The 18,193-nt window shown below is 61.7% G+C and carries 14 protein-coding genes; 6 read left to right on the top strand and 8 right to left on the bottom strand.

Annotation, left to right across the window (positions count from 1 at the left end):
• Positions 1-936 precede the first annotated feature (936 nt).
• The 6 genes from paaK to paaF all read right to left on the bottom strand — a co-directional run bounded on the left by paaK (position 937) and on the right by paaF (position 7,144).
• On the bottom strand, positions 937-2,262 hold the full coding sequence (gene paaK, locus IB254_RS23980; RefSeq protein WP_008025272.1) for a phenylacetate--CoA ligase PaaK: 1,326 nt from the start codon (positions 2,260-2,262) through the stop codon (positions 937-939).
• A gap of 99 nt (positions 2,263-2,361) precedes the next feature.
• On the bottom strand, positions 2,362-3,573 hold the full coding sequence (pcaF, locus tag IB254_RS23985; protein ID WP_192228902.1) for a 3-oxoadipyl-CoA thiolase: 1,212 nt from the start codon (positions 3,571-3,573) through the stop codon (positions 2,362-2,364).
• On the bottom strand, positions 3,566-4,015 hold the full coding sequence (paaI, locus tag IB254_RS23990) for a hydroxyphenylacetyl-CoA thioesterase PaaI (RefSeq protein ID WP_008025274.1): 450 nt from the start codon (positions 4,013-4,015) through the stop codon (positions 3,566-3,568). The genes pcaF and paaI overlap by 8 nt, the downstream gene beginning before the upstream one ends.
• Entirely contained in the window at positions 4,008-5,525 is a 1,518-nt protein-coding gene (paaH, locus tag IB254_RS23995) for a 3-hydroxyacyl-CoA dehydrogenase PaaH (RefSeq protein WP_192419790.1), read from the bottom strand. Before paaH ends, paaI begins: the two co-directional genes overlap by 8 nt.
• A 3-nt stretch (positions 5,526-5,528) precedes the next feature.
• The gene (gene paaG / locus IB254_RS24000; RefSeq protein WP_008038297.1) at positions 5,529-6,320 is read right to left on the bottom strand and encodes a 2-(1,2-epoxy-1,2-dihydrophenyl)acetyl-CoA isomerase PaaG; all 792 of its coding nucleotides are present in this window, start codon (positions 6,318-6,320) and stop codon (positions 5,529-5,531) included.
• A gap of 50 nt (positions 6,321-6,370) precedes the next feature.
• Positions 6,371-7,144, bottom strand: a complete 774-nt coding sequence (paaF, locus tag IB254_RS24005; protein WP_192419792.1) for a 2,3-dehydroadipyl-CoA hydratase PaaF — start codon at positions 7,142-7,144, stop codon at positions 6,371-6,373.
• Positions 7,145-7,503: 359 nt separating this feature from the next.
• On the opposite strand from paaF, the gene paaY reads away from it, so the two are divergent.
• The 3 genes from paaY (at position 7,504) to feaR (ending at position 10,191) form a co-directional block, all read left to right on the top strand.
• The gene (gene paaY / locus IB254_RS24010) at positions 7,504-8,100 is read left to right on the top strand and encodes a phenylacetic acid degradation protein PaaY (RefSeq protein WP_008038299.1); all 597 of its coding nucleotides are present in this window, start codon (positions 7,504-7,506) and stop codon (positions 8,098-8,100) included.
• A 166-nt stretch (positions 8,101-8,266) separates the two neighbouring features.
• The gene (paaX, locus tag IB254_RS24015) at positions 8,267-9,190 is read left to right on the top strand and encodes a phenylacetic acid degradation operon negative regulatory protein PaaX (protein ID WP_008038300.1); all 924 of its coding nucleotides are present in this window, start codon (positions 8,267-8,269) and stop codon (positions 9,188-9,190) included.
• A gap of 86 nt (positions 9,191-9,276) precedes the next feature.
• A complete protein-coding gene (gene feaR / locus IB254_RS24020) occupies positions 9,277-10,191 on the top strand; it encodes a transcriptional regulator FeaR (RefSeq protein ID WP_192419794.1) in 915 nt (304 codons plus the stop codon).
• A gap of 156 nt (positions 10,192-10,347) precedes the next feature.
• On the opposite strand, the gene tynA is transcribed toward feaR, so the two are convergent.
• Positions 10,348-12,636, bottom strand: coding sequence for a primary-amine oxidase (gene tynA, locus IB254_RS24025; protein ID WP_192419796.1), 2,289 nt, complete (start codon positions 12,634-12,636; stop codon positions 10,348-10,350).
• A gap of 215 nt (positions 12,637-12,851) precedes the next feature.
• On the opposite strand from tynA, the gene IB254_RS24030 reads away from it, so the two are divergent.
• From IB254_RS24030 to IB254_RS24040, 3 genes are all read left to right on the top strand, one after another.
• Complete coding sequence (locus IB254_RS24030) at positions 12,852-13,352, top strand: sigma-70 family RNA polymerase sigma factor (protein WP_008038304.1); 501 nt, start codon at positions 12,852-12,854, stop codon at positions 13,350-13,352.
• Positions 13,353-13,392: 40 nt separating this feature from the next.
• Positions 13,393-14,376 (top strand): FecR family protein, encoded by a 984-nt coding sequence (locus tag IB254_RS24035; RefSeq protein WP_192419797.1) that lies wholly within the window; start codon positions 13,393-13,395, stop codon positions 14,374-14,376.
• Between the two features lie 97 nt (positions 14,377-14,473).
• On the top strand, positions 14,474-16,906 hold the full coding sequence (locus IB254_RS24040) for a TonB-dependent siderophore receptor (protein WP_192419798.1): 2,433 nt from the start codon (positions 14,474-14,476) through the stop codon (positions 16,904-16,906).
• Between the two features lie 111 nt (positions 16,907-17,017).
• Here the strand turns inward: IB254_RS24040 and IB254_RS24045 are convergent, their stop codons facing one another.
• The gene (locus IB254_RS24045) at positions 17,018-18,169 is read right to left on the bottom strand and encodes an MFS transporter (protein ID WP_192419799.1); all 1,152 of its coding nucleotides are present in this window, start codon (positions 18,167-18,169) and stop codon (positions 17,018-17,020) included.
• Positions 18,170-18,193: the final 24 nt, after the last annotated feature.

The following is an 18,193-nucleotide window of genomic DNA, read 5'->3' on the forward strand; positions in this document are numbered from 1 at the left end:
TCCGGTCCTGCTCCGTGGGCCCGCCGCGATCGGCCATCCATGGCCGTGCGCGGCTAACCCGGCATCCATGCCGGGTTGCCCACTGCGCAGAACCTCCACTCGGCCTCTCGAGGGGGCGACCACCGCCGCAGCCGCCGAGGCGGCCTGAAAGCCGACCTGGCTCTCTGTTCGAACGCGTTGTTCTTCTCGGCTGCGCTCACCCATTCCGAATTTGTACACCGCCCCCTGTAGGAGCCGGCTTGCTGGCGATGTCGTCCGTCCAGCCAATACATGCGTCGACTGATCCACCGCTATCGCCAGCAAGCCGGCTCCTACACGGTGATTGGGTTCACACGATTCAAAATTGTAGGAGCTGGCTTGCCAGCGATGGAGGTCAACGATAACGCGGGCTGTCTGAATGAACGCGTCGCCCAAATGCTTTTCGCCGGCAAGCCGGCTCCTACAGGGAATCCCATACGCTTTTGATTCCCACCACTCATCAGGTCGAGCGTTAGCTCGCCTTCCGCTTTTGAACTGAGCGCCCCCTCGAGAGGCCGAGTGGAGGTTCTGCGCAGTGGGCACCGCGGCATGGATGCCGCGGTAGCCGCCCCCGGCCATGGATGGCCGATGGCGGCGGGCCCACGGAGCAGGACCGGAGCGAGGGCATGCCGAGCATTAGCGAGGCACCGAACGAAAGGGGCAAGAGCCCTTGGTTACTTGGGGCTTTTCCAAGTGACTCGCCGTAAGGGCGAAACCAATAGCCGCCGTTACCGCAGGAATGGATATGTACACCCTCATATAGCCATCGCCAGCAAGCCGGCTCCTACAAGGACCGTGTACATCCGCGAGAGTCGGGCTGCCTATAAAGCCTTCCCGAGCAAGCCAGCTCCCACAGGATTCGTGCGCACACACCCAAAAAAAAAGCCCCGCAAAAGCGGGGCTTAAAGGGTGCAGCAGTCATGCTTTCGGGCGTTTGTCCATTACGTGACAAGCCTTGCCCTCAGAGCGCTTGATCGAATGCAGAGGCTGCAAAACAATCCGCGAACTGATCCCGATATACGTCTTGATGTGCTTGCTCAACTCGCCACAAACAGCCCTCTGCTGCTCATCGCTCAAGTGCTGGTGCTCAGCCTTCAACTCGACATGCACATCCACGCTGTCCAGGTTCCCGTTGCGATACAGATGAATCTCATAACACTCTGAAAGCTGTTTGATTTTCAGCACCTGCTCCTCGATCTGCGTCGGAAACACGTTAACCCCGCGAATGATCAACATGTCGTCGCTACGCCCGGTGATCTTGTCGATCCGCCGCATCGGCCGCGCAGTCCCCGGCAACAAGCGCGTCAGGTCGCGGGTGCGGTAGCGGATCATCGGCAAGGCTTCCTTGCTCAGGGACGTGAACACCAGTTCGCCCATCTGCCCGTCCGGCAGCACTTCGCCGGTGACCGGGTCGATGATTTCCGGGTAGAAGTGGTCTTCCCAGATCGTCGGGCCGTCCTTGGTTTCGGCGCATTCCATGGCGACGCCCGGCCCCATGATTTCCGAGAGGCCGTAGATGTCCAGTGCGGTGATGCCCAAACGGTTCTCGATGGCGCTGCGCAGTTCGCCGGTCCACGGCTCGGCACCGAAGATGCCCAGGCGCAGGGCCAGTTTGTGCGGGTCGATGCCCTGTCGCTCGATTTCATCGGCGATGTTGAGCATGTACGACGGCGTGACCATGATGATGTCCGGCTGGAAATCCTTGATCAGTTGCACTTGCTTTTCAGTCTGCCCGCCGGACATCGGAATCACCGTGCAACCCAGGCGTTCGGCACCGTAGTGCGCGCCGAGGCCGCCGGTGAACAGGCCGTAGCCATAGGAAATGTGCACTTTGTCGCCACGTCGGCCACCGGCTGCGCGGATCGAGCGCGCGACCACGTTGGCCCAGGTGTCGATGTCGTTCTGTGTGTAACCGACGACGGTCGGTTTGCCGGTGGTGCCGCTGGACGCGTGCAGGCGCACCACGTCCTGCATCGGCACGGCAAACATGCCGTAGGGGTAGTTGTCGCGCAGGTCGGATTTGGTGGTGAACGGAAACTTCGCCAGGTCTTCCAGGGATTTGATGTCATCCGGGTGCACGCCCAGTGCATCAAAGCGCTGACGGTACAGCGGCACATTTTTGTAGGCGTGGTTGAGGCTCCAGCGCAGGCGTTCCAGCTGGTGCTGACGGAGTTCGTCGATGCTGGCGGTTTCCAGCGGGTCCAGCACGGGATCAAGCACGGCTTTGGCAATTGGCATGTTCATAACTTCACTCGAATTATTTTTGTGTTTCAGCCCGGCCGCAGCCGGGCTTTGAGTGCATGCCCCAAGGATACCTCTAGGCTCCCCGGGAATCGCGATTCTTTAGTCGGACAAGCGCTCGATGATCAGCGCAATGCCCTGGCCGACGCCGATGCACATGGTGCACAAGGCGTAGCGGCCCTGACGTTCTTCCAGTTCGTGCAGGGCGGTGGTCACCAGCCGTGCACCGCTCATGCCCAATGGGTGGCCGAGGGCGATGGCGCCGCCATTCGGGTTGACCCGCGGGTCGGTGTCGCTCAAACCCAGTTCACGCAACACCGCCAGGCCTTGCGCGGCGAAGGCTTCGTTGAGTTCGATCACGTCCATGTCGGCGAGGCTCAGGTTGGCCAGTTCCAGCACTTTGCGCGTCGCTGGCACTGGGCCGATGCCCATGATGCGCGGCTCGACGCCGGCAGTGGCCATGGCCACAACCCGGCCGCGAGCCTTCAGGCCATGGCGTTTGGCGACCGCCGGGCTGGCCAGCAACAGCGCGCAAGCGCCGTCATTGACCCCGGAGGCATTGCCGGCGGTGACGCTGCCGCCTTCGCGAAACGGCGTGCCGAGTTTCTGCAACTGCTCAAGCGTGGTGTCGCCGCGCGGGTGTTCGTCGTGTTCGACGACTTTGGCCGGGCCTTTGCGCTGCGGGATTTCCACCGCGACGATTTCCTTGGCCAGGCGCCCACTGGCCTGGGCCGCGCCGGCACGCTGCTGGCTGCGCAGGGCAAAGGCGTCCTGGTCGGCGCGAGAGATGTTGAACTGCTCGGCGACGTTCTCGGCGGTTTCCGGCATCGAGTCGATGCCGTAGGTTTTTTTCATCAGCGGATTGACGAAGCGCCAGCCGATGGTGGTGTCGTAGACCTGCGCATCCCGGGAGAAGGCCTGTTCGGCCTTGCCCATGACCAACGGCGCGCGGGACATCGATTCGACGCCGCCGACCAGCATCAGCCCGGCTTCGCCGCAACGAATCGCCCGCGCTGCGGTGCCGATGGCATCCAGCCCGGAACCGCACAAACGGTTGAGCGTGGTGCCCGGCACGCTGACCGGCAACCCGGCCAACAGCGCCGACATGCGCGCGACGTTGCGGTTGTCTTCGCCGGCCTGGTTGGCGCAACCGTAGATCACATCATCAACGGCATTCCAGTTGACCTGCGGGTGGCGGCGCAGCAGTTCGCGCAACGGCACTGCACCGAGGTCGTCGGCGCGTACGCTGCTCAAGGCACCAGCGTAGCGGCCGATCGGGGTCCGCACGGCGTCGATGATCAAGGCGTCATTCATTCGGGGTCTCCTGCGCGAGCACAGCGCCGCGCACTTTGTAGGATTTGCCATGGAACAGCGCGATCAGCTGGCCCAGTTGGTTTTCAATGCGCACGTCGTAGTTGCCGGTGCGACCGGAGCGGCTCTGCTCGGTGCAATCGGCGGTCAAGGTGTCGCCCAGGCGTGCCGGGGCGATGTAGTCGATGCTGCAACCGATGGCCACGGTGGCTTCGTTGTAGCTGTTGCAGGCAAAGGCAAACGCCGAGTCGGCGAGGGCGAACAGGTAACCGCCGTGGCAAGTGCCGTGGCCCTGAATCATGTCGGCGCGCACGCTCATGCCGACGCGGGCGCAGCCCGGTGCCGCCGAGAGCAGGCGCATGCCCATGGCCTGGCTCGCGGCGTCGCGCTTGAACATCGTTTGCGCGCAGTTGCTGGCCAGGTTCATTGCTTCGTGATTAGTCATGGAGCGTCCTCCCTTCAGCGACGCGGCGGCGCAACAGCAGCGACGGTCGATAGCGTTGTTCGCCGTAACTCGTTTGCAGGTTTTCCAGCACGTTGAGGATGTGTGCGAGGCCAATGGCGTCGGCCCAGGCCAGCGGGCCTTGCGGGTAATTGACCCCGGCGCGCATCGCCAGATCGATGTCGGCGGCCGAGGCCACGCCTTGCAGCACGGCGTCGGCGGCTTCGTTGGCGAGCATCGCCACCGTGCGCAACACCGCGAGCGCCGGGCTGTCGCTGAGTTGGCTGACGGTGAATCCAGCGCGTTGCAGCAGTGCGACGCCGTGTTCGAGTGCCGAAGGGGAGATGTCTGCCGAGCAACTGATGGCGATGCGGCTGGCCTTGCCGTAGTCGAAGGCCAGGTCCAGCAGGATCAGATTGCGCAGCCCGTCTTCTTTCGCCCGCTGACAGGCCATGCGCCCGTCGCTAAGCGCCAGCACGGCATCGCCGACTTTCAACAGGCCTTGGCCATCGCGCTGAATGACGTTGATCTGATGTTCGCGCAGACGTGCAATCAACGCGTTGGCGATGCCGAGATCACCTTCCATGACGCAGGTTTCAACCGGGTGATCGCTGCTAATAGAGGTCGGCTGCGGCCGCTCGGAGCTTTCGGCATAACGGTAGAAGCCATGGCCGCTCTTGCGACCCAGGCGCCCGGCGTCGACCAATTCCTTCTGAATCAGCGAAGGCAGAAAACGTGTGTCCCCGTAATAGGCATCAAACACCGAACAGGTCACGGCATAGTTGACGTCATGGCCGATCAGATCGGTCAGTTCGAAGGCGCCCATCGCAAAACCACCGGCCTCGCGCATCAGCGCATCCAGCGTCGGGCAATCCGCCGCGCCTTCCTGCAGCAGGCGCAGGCTTTCGGCGTAGAACGGGCGGGCGACGCGGTTGACGATGAAGCCCGGTGTCGAGCGGGTGTGTACGGGTTTTTTGCCCCAGGCTTTGGCGGTGTCGTACAGACACTCGGCCAACGCCGGATCGCTGGCCAGCCCCGACACGATTTCCACCAGCGCCATGACCGGCGCCGGGTTGAAGAAGTGCAAGCCGAGCAAGCGTTGCGGATGGTTCAGTTGCGCGGCGATGCTGGTGATCGACAGCGACGAGGTGTTGCTCGCCAGAATGCAGTGCTCACCGCAGATGCCTTCAAGTTGGCGAAAGAGCGCGCGTTTGACCTCAAGGTTTTCGACGATGGCCTCGATGATCAACTCGCACTCGGCCAGCGCTTCGATGGCCTCCACGGCGTGCAGGCGCGCAATCGTTGCGCTGCGCGACTCGGCGGACAGTTTGCCGTTCTCGACCCGTTTGCCCAGTTGTCGATCAATGCCTTCAATGGCCTGGGCCGCAGCGCCGGGGCGATTGTCCAGCAGCAACACCGGATGACCGGCCTGCGCCGCGACCTGGGCAATGCCAGCGCCCATGGCGCCGGCGCCGATCACTGCGATGCGCGCGTTAGTGTTCAGTGCGGTCATGACTCAGCGCCCCTTGAAACTTGGGCTGCGTTTTTCCATGAACGCGCTGACGCCTTCACGGTAATCCTCGCTGCGCCCGGCCAGGCGTTGCAGGTCTTTTTCCAGCTCCAGCTGTTCGTCGAAGGTGTTGCTCAGGCTGGCGTTGAGGCTGCGCTTGATCAGCGCCAGGCCATACGTCGGTTGCGTGGCCAGATGGCGGGCGAGGGTCAGGGCTTCATTGCGCAATTCGGCGTCATCCACCACGCGGTAGATCAGCCCCCATTGCTCGGCTTGCTCGGCGCTCAGGCGATTGCCGAGCAAGGCCAGCGCCTTGGCGCGGGCCATGCCGACCAGGCGCGGCAAGGTCCAGGTGCCGCCGGAATCCGGGATCAAACCGATCTTGCAGAAGGCCTGGATGAAGCTCGCCGAACGCGCTGCCAATACCAGATCGCAAGCCAGTGGAATGTTGGCGCCGGCGCCGGCCGCCACGCCGTTGACCGCGCAGATCACCGGCAGCGGCAGGTCGCGCAATTGGCGGATCAGCGGGTTGTAGAACTTCTCGATGGACTCGCCCAGATCCGGCACGGCGCTGCCCGGCGCGACATTGCGGTCGCTGAGGTCTTGCCCGGCGCAGAAACCGCGACCTTCACCGGTCAGCAACAGTACGCGCACGTCCGGGTTCTGCCGAACCTGCTTGAGCGCTTCCTTCACTTCGCCGTGCATCTGCGTGTTGAAGCTATTGAGTTGGTCCGGGCGATTGAGGCTCAGCAGGGCAACGCCGGCCTCGATGGAAAACAGGATGTGTTCGAAGTTCATGGTCTTGGCGTTCTCTGGGAGGTCGTTCGAATTCGTTATCGATGGCCGGATTACTGGCCAGTGAAGGTCGGCGTGCGCTTTTGCTGAAAGGCCGCAATGCCTTCGTCGCGGTCGCGGGTGCCGGCCAGCACGGTGAAGGCGTGGCGCTCGAAACGCAGGCCGCTGGCGAGGTCGGTGTCCATCGCCTTGAGCAGCGCTTCCTTGGCCAGACGCACCGCCAGCGGTGCTTTCGTGGCAATGCTGCGGGCGATCTGCAGCGCACGCTCGACGGTGAATTCCGGTTGGGTGACTTCGCTGACTAGCCCGGCGCGCTGGGCCTGGCGGGCGTCGATCGGCTCGCCGGTCAGGACCATCTGCATGGCCATGGATTTGCCAACGGCGCGCAGCAAACGTTGGGTTCCACCGGCGCCGGGCATGATCCCGAGATTGATTTCCGGCTGGCCGAAACGTGCGTCCTCGCCGGCGATGATGATGTCGGCGTGCATCGCCAGTTCGCAGCCACCGCCGAGGGCGAAGCCGTTGACGGCGGCGATCAGCGGTTTGTTGAAGCGGGTGATGGTTTGCCACGACGCCTGGCGCGGGTCGTCGAGGATGCCGACCAGATTGCGTTCGGCCATTTCCTTTATGTCGGCACCGGCCGCGAAGGCTTTGCGGCTGCCGGTCAGGACCACGACGCGGGTCTCGGCATCGGCTTGCGCGGCCGTCAGTTCGTCCGCCAGTTCACCCAGCAATTGGGTGGTCAGGGCATTCAACGCTTGCGGACGCTGCAAGGTAATCAGGCGGACGCCCGGTTCGAAGAGTTCGACAGCAAGGGTTAGAGGCATGGCGGATGCCCTCACGGTGCACGCTCGGCTGTAATGCCGGCTCATTATTGGATCGGCGCGTAGGCCGGTTTTGCCGGAGTATACCTATAACGTGATACGTAAATGCAATACAAAAATAGATTTAATGTGTCCTATCGTCGGGTTTGTGGTTTTATGGCTGTGGTTTGAATGGCTTTGCTCAAGCGCTGGATGCGCCTGTTTTATTGGTTTTAGCCGGGGTTTTGTCGTCTAAATAGACGCGGCGGGCCAGTGGCTTTGTAAGTGATACGGTTTTTGTGCTTTGTTAATGTAAAAGTGATGTGATACAAAATGAGCCTGCATCGGCATCGCTTTGTGAATGCTCTATAAGGAAACGCCCCATGACCTGCTACAGCCTCGATGGCCTGACTCCGGTGGTTGACCCCAGCGCTTACGTTCACCCGTCCGCCGTGCTGATCGGCGACGTGATCATCGGTCCCCATTGCTACGTCGGTCCGCTGGCGAGTCTGCGCGGTGACTTCGGCCGGATCGTGCTGGAGGAGGGCGCCAATCTGCAGGACACCTGCGTGATGCACGGTTTCCCGGACAGCGACACCGTGGTCGAGCGCAACGGTCACATCGGCCATGGCGCGGTGTTGCACGGCTGCCGGATTGGCGCCGACGCGTTGGTGGGCATGAATGCGGTGGTGATGGACAATGCGCGCATCGGTGCCCGTTCATTCGTCTCGGCGGCGGCCTTCGTCAAGGCCGGTTTCGAAGGCCCCGAGCAGTCGCTGATCATGGGCGCGCCGGCCAGCGTCAAGCGCAGCCTCAGCGATGAAGAGGTGTCGTGGAAGCAGGCGGGCACTCGTGAATATCAGCAACTGGCCAAGCGTTGCCTGGAGCAGATGCAAGTCTGCGAGCCGCTGACCGAACCGGAGCCCGACCGCCCACGTATCAGCGACAGCGGCCTGCGGCCCAAGGGCAGTTCTCTGTGAACACACAATCCCCTGTAGGAGCCGGCTTGCTGGCGATAGCGGTGTGTCAGCCGACATTAATGTTTCTGACACACCGCTATCGCCAGCAAGCCGGCTCCTACAGGGGAATGCGCTTATCCGGCGGACATTCGGTATATTCCTTTTCTTTTTTCAGCTCGGTACGCCCATGTCGTCCCTGACACCCTTGAACCATCTGATTACCCGCTTCCAGGAGCAGACGCCGATCCGCGCCAGCTCCTTGATCATCACGCTGTACGGGGATGCCATCGAACCCCACGGCGGCACGGTGTGGCTGGGCAGCCTGATTCAGTTGCTCGAGCCTATCGGCATCAACGAACGGCTGATCCGCACCTCGATTTTTCGCCTGACCAAGGAAGGCTGGCTGACCGCCGAAAAAGTCGGGCGCCGCAGCTACTACAGCCTGACCGGCGCCGGCCGTCGGCGTTTCGACAAAGCCTTCAAGCGGGTCTACAGCTCCACCGTTCCGGCCTGGGACGGTTCGTGGTGCCTGGTGATGCTCACCCAACTGACCCAGGACAAGCGCAAACAAGTGCGCGAAGAACTGGAGTGGCAAGGTTTTGGTGCGATATCGCCCGCCGTGCTGGCCTGCCCGCGCAGTGATCGGGCCGACGTCAACGCAACCTTGCTCGACCTGGGTGCCCAGGAAGACACCATCGTCTTCGAAACCACCGCACAAGACGTGCTTGCCTCCAAGGCCCTGCGTTTGCAGGTGCGCGAGAGCTGGAACATCGAGGAGCTGGCGGCCCATTACAGCGAGTTCATCCAGCTGTTCCGACCGCTCTGGCAAGCGCTTCGCGAGCAGGAAAACCTGCAACCGTCGGACTGCTTCCTGGCACGGGTCCTGCTTATTCACGAGTACCGCAAACTGCTGCTGCGTGACCCGCAATTGCCGGACGAGTTGTTGCCCGGCGATTGGGAAGGACGCGCCGCCCGCCAGTTGTGCCGCAACATTTACCGGCTGATCTACGCCAAGGCCGAAGAGTGGTTGAACAATGCACTGGAAACCGCCGATGGTCCGTTGCCGGACGTGGGCGAAAGCTTTTATCGGCGTTTTGGCGGGCTTAAATAACCCGTCTGTTTCCGTAGGAGCGGCACTGTTCAGGAGAACCCGTGGATTGGCGTAGATAATAAAAACAAGCCTGCGTGAGGCCCGACATGATTTCTTCAATTGCACAGCGCCGTGATGGCTTCGATCAGTGGATTCATCAGATCAACCAGATTTGTGGCGCCTTCAATGCGCAACCTCTGGGCGATGAGTTTGCCGGACAGATCCGCGAGCACCAGGACGGCGCGCTGAAGCTCAGTTTTGTCGATGCCCGCCAGGCACGGCTGTACCGCACGCCTCACGAAGTGGCGGCGGGCGAGGACGGTAAATACTTTGCGGTGTTTCAGCTCGATGGCAGCGCCGGCATGGCTCAGGGCGACAGCAAGGTGTTGCTGTCGGCCGGGGATATCACGCTGATCGACGCCTCGCGCCCCAGCGACTTTACCTACAGTGAAAACTCCCGGCAGCTGTCATTGATTCTGCCGTCGCAACTGGTCGAGCAAACCCTGCGCTTCAATCAGGTCCGGTGCGGTCACCGGATCGCCGCGACATCCCCCATCGCGATGCTCTCGCACCGTTTGATTCTGGACGCCACGCACCAGCAATGCCTGAGCCGGGCAGAAAGCGAAGCGACGCTGGAGGCGATTGTCAGCCTGCTGCGTCCGGCCATCAGTCACAGCGAAGCATGCGCGGACGTGCATGAGCGCCTTTTTCGCAAGACTCTGGGCTTCATCGATGAGCACATCCGCTCGGAAGACCTCTGCCCCGAATGGCTGGCGCGCGAGGTGGGAATGTCGACGCGTGGTTTGTACCGGATGTTTGCCAAGAAGGGATTGGTGGTGGCGCGGTACATCAAGAATCGGCGTCTGGATTTGTGCGCGGAGTCTCTGCGCCAAACGCGTACCGAGCAGAAGTTGTCGGTGCTGGGGTATTCGTGGGGCTTTTCGGATTCGAGCTACTTTTCCACCGCGTTCAAATCGCGCTTCGGCATTTCGCCCGGTGAGTACCGCAAAAAACACGCTTGACCGTCCCCTTGAAAACACATTACCCCCTGTAGGAGCCGGCTTGCTGCGGGCGGCGTTCCGACGATGGCGGAGTGTCAGAAACATTAATCTCGACTGACACACCGCGATCGTCGGAACGCCGCCCGCAGCAAGCCGGCTCCTACAGGGGGGCGCGCATTACTGCGGCACGTTGAGGTTCAGCGTCGGCGTTTCATCGAAGAAATTCCAAGGCTTCAACAGCACATGCACCCACTCGGTCGGCATGATCGGCCATTCCTCCGCACGGGCGATGTGCGTGGTGCCGGTGGTCAGCCAGACCACGTCATCGCTGTTTTCGATGGACTGGTTGTCGTGGGTGAACTGCCCAAGCCCCGCATCCTTGTCCGAGCGGTTCGGGTATTTGCCTTCCGGATACTTCTCTTCCGGGTTGTAGCGCGTCACCCACAGCTGTTTGTCCATGAAGCTCAGGCGGTGATAGAGCCATTCGTCCTTGCCGAAATTGGCTCCCTTGGCCACCGGGTGCGTGCCGCCGGCATACGGAATCAACTGATAGGAAACCGGGTTGCCGACTTTGTTTTCCTTGCTGGTATTGGTCAGCAGGCGAACAGTCGACGGGTCGAATTTCTGCGCGGCTTGCTGCTCGGTGCCGACGACTTTGGTTTCGGTCTGCATCGTGCTGGTGCGCGGTCCGCCACGGTCGTTCGGGGCAACCACCGGGTTCACTTCCACCAGCGAGTTGTTCTCACCGTCCACGTCCATGTCCAGGCGGAAGTTGTAGATGTGCTGGTGCGTGGTGCCGACGATGTTGTGATCCAGCAGCGTGCCGTAGCGCGTGTCTTCCTTGGCCGTGGCTTCGTGCATGGTTTTCGATTTCACGCCCTTGACCGCTTCGATACCGGTGGCGCCGGCGTCGATGCCAATGGTGCCGTTTTGCTGGAAGACCCAGTCGAAAATGTAGTCGTAGTTGCCGACGGTGCTGATCCAGCGCACCACCAGTTCGCGACGCTCGGTGCTGAGGTTGGGCTGGCCCATTTCCTGGTGTTTGTATTCCGGGCCGGCGTAGCGTTCGAACACCGCCATGGCGCGGGGAATCGAAGTCGGGGCGCCGGTGTAGTCGGCAATGGTGGCGTCCAGCAGCACCGCGTTTTCCGGAGCATCTTTACCGCGCGCAATCGGCGAGGTCAGCGTGCCCATGCCGTAATCGCCCGAGTCGAGATAAGCCTTGAAGTACCAGCCGCCATCCGGATCGCCGTAAGGCACGATCATGCCGCCCAGCGAGCCTTCGTACATGATTTTGCGTTTCTTGCCCTTGTCGTCATAGGTGACGGTGGACAGGATCGGGCCGACGCGCGAGTCGAGGCGAACATGGAAATCCCAGTTCTGCCAGTGAATGCTGTTGCCGGAGATGGTGTAGTTTTTGCCTTCGGGCTCGATGATTTCCAGCGGCTTGACCGACGTGCCCTTACGCCCGCGTCCGTCGTACGGCGTCGATTTCATCGGCACCGGAATGACCGCGTCGTCTTCGATCTTGATCAGTTTCTTCTGTTCCAGATCGACAATCGCCACCAGCCCCTCGATCGGGTGCGCCCAGTAGTTGCCGTCACCGGTATTCAGATAGCTGACGATTTTCAACAGACGCTTGTCCTGCGCCAGCCCGTCCTTGCCGTCGAAGTACCCGACCGTCAACGGCGTGGCCACCACCTTCTTCACATCGCTGATACCGCGTTTGGTCAGCGCCTGCGCATACTCGGGGCTCGCTTCAATCGCCGATTGCACCGTCGCGAAGTCATCCAGCAAGACCATGCCGTGGGCGCCTTCAATCGGCTTCCACGATTTGAGCGTCTTGCTGTCGAGATCGACCAGGCCTTCAACCACATGCTTGCCGTCGAGCACCACAATGTTGGCCTGGCGCGGTTGGGCGACGTTTTGCCCGCTGTAGACGAAATTCCACACCTGATCCTTCGGCGGCTCGTTGACCGATACTTCCGTGAAGCGGAAACCGGGTTTGTAGTGCTCCGATTGCTTGATGATCTCGACAGCGGTCTTGATCTCATCCGCGCTCAGCGGGTTGAGCGGGTTAGGGCGCGTCTCGACGACAAAGGTCTTGTCCAGGCCGGACTGGAACACCTGATTGATGAAGTCCTTGGACATGAAGGCGGTCTTGCCCTTGAACACCACCGGCACGCTCAGCTCCATCCGTTTGCCGTTGAGCATGGCAACCTTGCTGCCCGGTTTGACCTTGAGATAAACGCCGTCCTTGGCAATCACGAACAGGTCGGCGTAGTCGTCCCATTTCACCGTGGCCCCAAACTCCTCAAGGCCCGCTTGCAGCGGCACCATCTCGGCGTGCCCGCCATGGGCCTGAGCGGTGCCCGCCCAGTAAGGCAGGCCAAGCGTGCCAAGGCTGATGGCCAGCGCGAGGCGGGCGAGGGGTTTTCTTTTCAGTGAGGCAAAGGAGGTGAACATGTCTGAATTCCTGGACGAACGCCGGTGACTGGCATGACTGCACTTTGCTACAGCTTGTGGCTGGCTTCTTTTGGATGCCTGCCAGAATCCTTTGGCTGTGTGCCTAAATCAACTTTTCTCGTTGACGAGTGGTGGCGAGGCGGCTGTCTGGAATCCATTGCTTCCAGTTAATAGGAAGCATTACTATTCACGCCCCGTCATCACAGCACACCGCAATGACCCCCAAGTTGCCCCGCAGACACGGCTTTTTCGAGCATTACGAAGAGTTGGTTGGCACCTGGACCCGTCGCCTGAGAAATCGTCAGCAGGCCGAGGATCTGGCCCACGACACTTTCGTGCGGGTGCTTGAGTCCGATTCGGCGGCGGTGCAGCAACCCCGAGCCTATTTGCACCAGACTGCGCGCAACATCGCGGTGGATGGTTATCGGCGTGAGGATCGGCGGGGCGCCATGGAGTCGGAGGCGATTGATCACAGTGTGTCGTCGTCCGGCGACCCGGAGCATTTCATGCATGCGATCCAGTTGGCTGATTCCATTGAACGGGCGCTCACCGAGTTGCCGGTCAACTGTCGCAAGGTTTTTGTTTGGCAGAAGATCGAAGGGCTGACCCAGGCTGAAATCGCCGAACGCCTGGGGCTGTCCAAGAACATGGTGGAAAAGTATATGATCCGCACCCTGCGGCATCTGCGCGACCGCCTCGACGGTTTGCAACCATGATCGGCCGTGCACTCTCTTCCCCAGCCAAACAGGAACTTCCATGATGGATACTCGTGATTGCGCGTGCGGGCAAACGACGGTTCGCGATGAGGCGGCGCAGTGGTTTGTGCGTTTGCAGGAGCCGGCCATCGACGTCGAAGAGCGCCAGCGTTTCGAGCACTGGCTGAACGAGCACCCTCAGCACCGCGACGAATTTCAGTTGCTTCAGGGCCTGTGGACAGCCGCTGACCTGGTGCCGCGTGCGCGACTGCAAGCCTTGTGCGAAACCCCGCCGGCGCGCAGCAAACGTCGGCCGCTGGTGCGTTATGCGGTGGCGGCCAGTGTGGTGGCCGTGGCGCTGGGCCTGGGCCTGTTCAGCGGTTTGAATCAACCGGCGCCATACACCGCCGAGTATTCGACAGCCATGGGCGAGCGTCGCCAGGTGGCGCTGCCGGACGGTTCGGTGATCGACCTGAACAGCCGCAGTCGTCTTCAGGTGCGCTTTGAGAAAGGCCAGCGCGGCATCGAGTTGACGCAAGGCGAGGCAATGTTCAGCGTCGCCCACGACAGCGATCGGCCATTTGTGGTCGAGGCGGGCAGCGGCAAGGTCACGGTCACCGGCACGCGCTTCGATGTGCGTCGCGGCGTCAGTGACACCCGGGTCGTGGTGGAGCAGGGCACGGTCAGGGTTCAGGGGCACGGCGCGGTGGACAATGAGTTCGTCAACCTTACCGCTGGCCTGGGAACGCGCATTGATGCCCAGGGCAAAGTGGCCGCGGCCTATGCGGTCAACCCTGCGGAATTGACGGCCTGGCGCAACGGCAAACTGGTGTTCAACAACGCCAGCCTGGCCGAAGTGGCCGAGGAAGTGTCGCGTTATCGGGCCAAGCCACTCACCGTCGGCAACGACACAGTGGGCAATCTGCGCCTGACCAGCGTGTTCAAATCCGACAACACCGACGCGCTGCTCAAGGCCTTGCCGACCATCTTGCCGGTGGCCGTGCGCACCCTCGATGACGGCAGTCAGGAAATAATTTCAAAATAGATTCAGGTTTTTTTCGAGTTGATCGTCTTCCTGTCCAACTGCAACTGGTTTGCATTAACAGGCGCACACTCTTGCGATCCACAGGACTACGTTCGACGTGAAAAAAACCACCGCTAAAAACAACAACTCCCTTTGGTTGCCGCTGGCCCTTGCGCTGGCGGTCAACGCTGCGCTGCCCCAGGCCTTTGCCGCCGATGCCATTCACATCCCGGCGCAACCCTTGGGTCAGGCGCTGAGCGAGCTCGGCCAGCAAACCTCGTTGCAGGTTTTTTTCAGTCCTGAACTGGTCGCCGGCAAACAGGCCCCGGCGGTGGATGGCAACCTTTCGCCGGAACAGGCCTTGCGCCAATTGCTGCAGGGCAGCGGTCTCGAGTATCAGATCGACGAAGGTTCGGTGACCCTGACGCCGGCTCCATCGCCGACTTCCGCCGCCAATGGCCCGCTGGAACTGGGCGTGACTGACATCAAGGTCGTCGGTGACTGGCTCGGTGACGCTGATGCCGCCGTGGTGCAGAACCATCCTGGTGCCCGCACGGTGATTCGCCGCGAAGCCATGGTCGAGCAAGGCGCGATGAACGTCGGCGACGTGTTGAAGCGCGTGCCCGGCGTGCAAGTGCAGGAGGCCAACGGCACGGGCGGCAGCGATATCTCCCTGAACGTCGGCGTACGAGGCCTGACTTCGCGCCTGTCGCCACGCTCTACTGTGCTGATCGACGGCGTGCCGGCTGCATTCGCGCCGTATGGCCAGCCGCAGCTGTCCATGGCACCGATTTCCTCGGGCAACCTCGACAGCATCGACGTGGTACGCGGTGCCGGTTCCGTGCGCTACGGGCCGCAGAACGTTGGCGGTGTGATCAACTTCGTGACCCGCGCAATCCCGGAAAAAGCCTCCGCCGAAATCGGCACCACCCTGGAAACCTCCAAGCACGGTGGCTGGAAGCACATCGACACGGCGTTTGCCGGCGGTACGGCGGACAACGGCATTGGCGTGGCGCTGTTGTATTCGGGCGTGAATGGCAACGGCTACCGTGAGCGCAACAACGGCAACGACATCGACGACGTGTTGCTCAAGACCCACTGGGCGCCGACCGACGTCGACGACTTCAGCTTCAACCTGCATTACTACGACGCCAGCGCCGACATGCCCGGCGGCCTGACTCAGGCGCAGTACGACGCCAATCCGTTTCAATCCGATCGCAACAACGACAACTTCAGCGGGCGCCGCAAGGACGTCTCGTTCAAGTGGGCACGGCAGATCGATGACCGTACCCAGGCAGAAGTGCTGACGTACTACTCCGACAGCTTCCGTGGCAGCAACATCGCCGCCCGTGACCAGAAGACTATCGGCTCGTTCCCGCGGACCTATTACACCTTCGGCATCGAACCACGGGTGTCCCATGTGTTCGACGTGGGCCCGACCACCCAGGAAGTCAGCGTCGGTTATCGCTACCTCAAGGAAGGCATGCACGAACAGGCGACCCGTCTGGAGCTGAACAAGAGCAACGAGCCCGTCGTGACCAAGGCCTCGGACGGCCATGTGTACCAGGATCGTACCGGCGGCACGGAAGCCAACTCCGTTTACCTCGACGACAAGATCGACGTCGGCAACTGGACGATTACACCCGGCATCCGTTTCGAGCACATCAGCACCGACTGGCATGAGCGCCCCGGACGCGATGCCGATGGCAAGCGTGTGACAGAGAAGAATCGCAGCATCGAAAGCAACGAGCCGCTGCCGGCCTTGAGCGTGATGTATCACATTTCCGATGCCTGGAAACTGTTCGCCAACTACGAGACTTCGTTCGGCAGTCTGCAGTATTTCCAGCTCGGCCAGGGCGGTACGGGTGACAGCACCGCCAACGGTCTGGAGCCGGAAAAAGCCAAGACCTACGAGCTCGGCACGCGCTACAACGATGATGTGTGGGGCGGCGAAGTGACGCTGTTCTACATCGACTTCGATAAAGAGTTGCAGTACATCAGCAACGATGCGGGCTGGACCAACCTCGGCGCAACCACGCACCAGGGCGTTGAAGCTTCGGTGCATTACGACATGGCGGCACTGGACCCACGGCTCGACGGCCTGAGCGCCAACGCTGGTTTCACCTACACACGTGCCGTGTATGAAGGGGAGATTCCAGGCTTCAAGGGCCGTGACCTGCCGTTCTATTCGCGCCAGGTCGCGACTGCCGGCTTGCGATATGACATCGACCGCTGGACCTACAACGTCGATGCGTTTGCCCAGTCCAAACAACGTTCGCCGGGCGTTGCCGTGAATTCCAACGGCAGCTTCACCAACAACTACATCACCGAAGGCACTGCCGACGGTCAGTACGGTGACATTCCCGGTTACGTCACCTGGAACGTGCGGGGCGGTTATGACTTTGGCGCGCAGCTATCGAACCTGAAAGTCGGCGCCGGGGTGAAAAACATCTTCGACAAGCAGTACTTCACCCGCTCCAGCGACAACAACTCGGGCATGTACGTCGGCGCACCGCGCACGTTCTTCGTGCAGGCCAGCGTCGGGTTCTGATAGACCGCGTTGACCTCATCGCCGGCAAGCCGGCTCCTACAGGTTTCATGTCATTCACAGAATTTGTGCACGACCAAAACCTTGTAGGAGCCGGCTTGCCGGCGATGCTTTTCAGGCCTTCAACACCTTCCCGCCAATGGCAACCGCCACCAACAACACCGCCATCAGTCCAAAGGCAAAACTCAAACTGCTGCCGTGGGCGATGAACCCGATCACCGCCGGCCCCGCCAGAATCCCCGCGTAACCCAGCGTCGTAATCGCCGGCACGGCAATGCTTTCAGGCATGACCGTCTGCTTGCCCACGGCGGTGTACAGCACCGGCACGATATTCGAGCAACCCGCGCCCAGCAGCGCATATCCCACCAGCGCCATCTCCCAGCTCGGGGCGAACGTTGCCAGAAACAGGCCGGCAGCGGCCGTCAGCCCACCGAACACGATCACCCGTGTCGCGCCGAGGTGCCGGACGATCTTGTCACCGGTCAAGCGCCCGGCCGTCATGGTCAGCGCGAACGCTGCATAACCCAATCCCGCATAGGCCGTATCGATCCCGCGTTCCTGCGCCAGGAACACCGCGCTCCAGTCCAGCGCCGCGCCCTCGGCAAGGAACACGATGAAACACATCCCGCCGATAAACAGCACGATGCCGTGGGGAATGGCAAAGGCCGGCCCGGAACTTTCGCTGCCATACGGCAGCAAGTGCGGCGCGGCTTTGCACAGTGCGATCAGCAACAGCACGATCACCACCAGCATCGCCCCCAACGGAGAAACCCCGAAGCCGAGCAGGGCACTGACGCCCGCCGCCCCGACAATCCCGCCGAGGCTGAACAGCCCGTGGAAACCCGACATCATGGTTTTGCCGCTGGCGCGCTCGACGATCACCGCTTGCAGGTTCACCGTCGAATCCACCGTGCCGAGGCCCGCGCCGAACATGAACAAGGCCGCTATCAGCGCCGGGACCGAGGACACCGTCGCCAACAGCGGCAGCGCCAGACAGATCAACAACGTACCGCCCGTCAGCACGCGCCGGCAGCCGAAACGCGTGGCCAGCAGCCCCGCCATCGGCATCGCCAGAATCGAGCCCACCCCCAGGCACAACAGCAGCAAACCGAGGGTGCCTTCATCCAGCCCGGCCCGGGCCTTGGCATAAGGCACCAGCGGCGCCCACGCGGCAATCCCGAAACCGGCAATGAAAAAGGCAATGCGCGTGGACATCTGTTCCAGGCGTCCGGGCACGAAAGTGGTGGGCGTGTTGAGGTTGGTCATATCGATCCTTGGCAAAAAACGTCG

The sequence above is a fragment of the Pseudomonas sp. PDM03 genome (assembly GCF_014852385.1).
Classification (GTDB): Bacteria; Pseudomonadota; Gammaproteobacteria; order Pseudomonadales; family Pseudomonadaceae; genus Aquipseudomonas; species Aquipseudomonas migulae.

What these genes read in the sequence shown, in the direction of transcription:
- paaK (WP_008025272.1), bottom strand. Translation starts at nt 2,262, where the DNA reads ATGAACATGCCAATTGCCAAAGCCGTGCTTGATCCCGTGCTGGACCCG.
- pcaF (WP_192228902.1), bottom strand. Translation starts at nt 3,573, where the DNA reads ATGAATGACGCCTTGATCATCGACGCCGTGCGGACCCCGATCGGCCGC.
- paaI (WP_008025274.1), bottom strand. Translation starts at nt 4,015, where the DNA reads ATGACTAATCACGAAGCAATGAACCTGGCCAGCAACTGCGCGCAAACG.
- paaH (WP_192419790.1), bottom strand. Translation starts at nt 5,525, where the DNA reads ATGACCGCACTGAACACTAACGCGCGCATCGCAGTGATCGGCGCCGGC.
- paaG (WP_008038297.1), bottom strand. Translation starts at nt 6,320, where the DNA reads ATGAACTTCGAACACATCCTGTTTTCCATCGAGGCCGGCGTTGCCCTG.
- paaF (WP_192419792.1), bottom strand. Translation starts at nt 7,144, where the DNA reads ATGCCTCTAACCCTTGCTGTCGAACTCTTCGAACCGGGCGTCCGCCTG.
- paaY (WP_008038299.1), top strand. Translation starts at nt 7,504, where the DNA reads ATGACCTGCTACAGCCTCGATGGCCTGACTCCGGTGGTTGACCCCAGC.
- paaX (WP_008038300.1), top strand. Translation starts at nt 8,267, where the DNA reads ATGTCGTCCCTGACACCCTTGAACCATCTGATTACCCGCTTCCAGGAG.
- feaR (WP_192419794.1), top strand. Translation starts at nt 9,277, where the DNA reads ATGATTTCTTCAATTGCACAGCGCCGTGATGGCTTCGATCAGTGGATT.
- tynA (WP_192419796.1), bottom strand. Translation starts at nt 12,636, where the DNA reads ATGTTCACCTCCTTTGCCTCACTGAAAAGAAAACCCCTCGCCCGCCTC.
- IB254_RS24030 (WP_008038304.1), top strand. Translation starts at nt 12,852, where the DNA reads ATGACCCCCAAGTTGCCCCGCAGACACGGCTTTTTCGAGCATTACGAA.
- IB254_RS24035 (WP_192419797.1), top strand. Translation starts at nt 13,393, where the DNA reads ATGATGGATACTCGTGATTGCGCGTGCGGGCAAACGACGGTTCGCGAT.
- IB254_RS24045 (WP_192419799.1), bottom strand. Translation starts at nt 18,169, where the DNA reads ATGACCAACCTCAACACGCCCACCACTTTCGTGCCCGGACGCCTGGAA.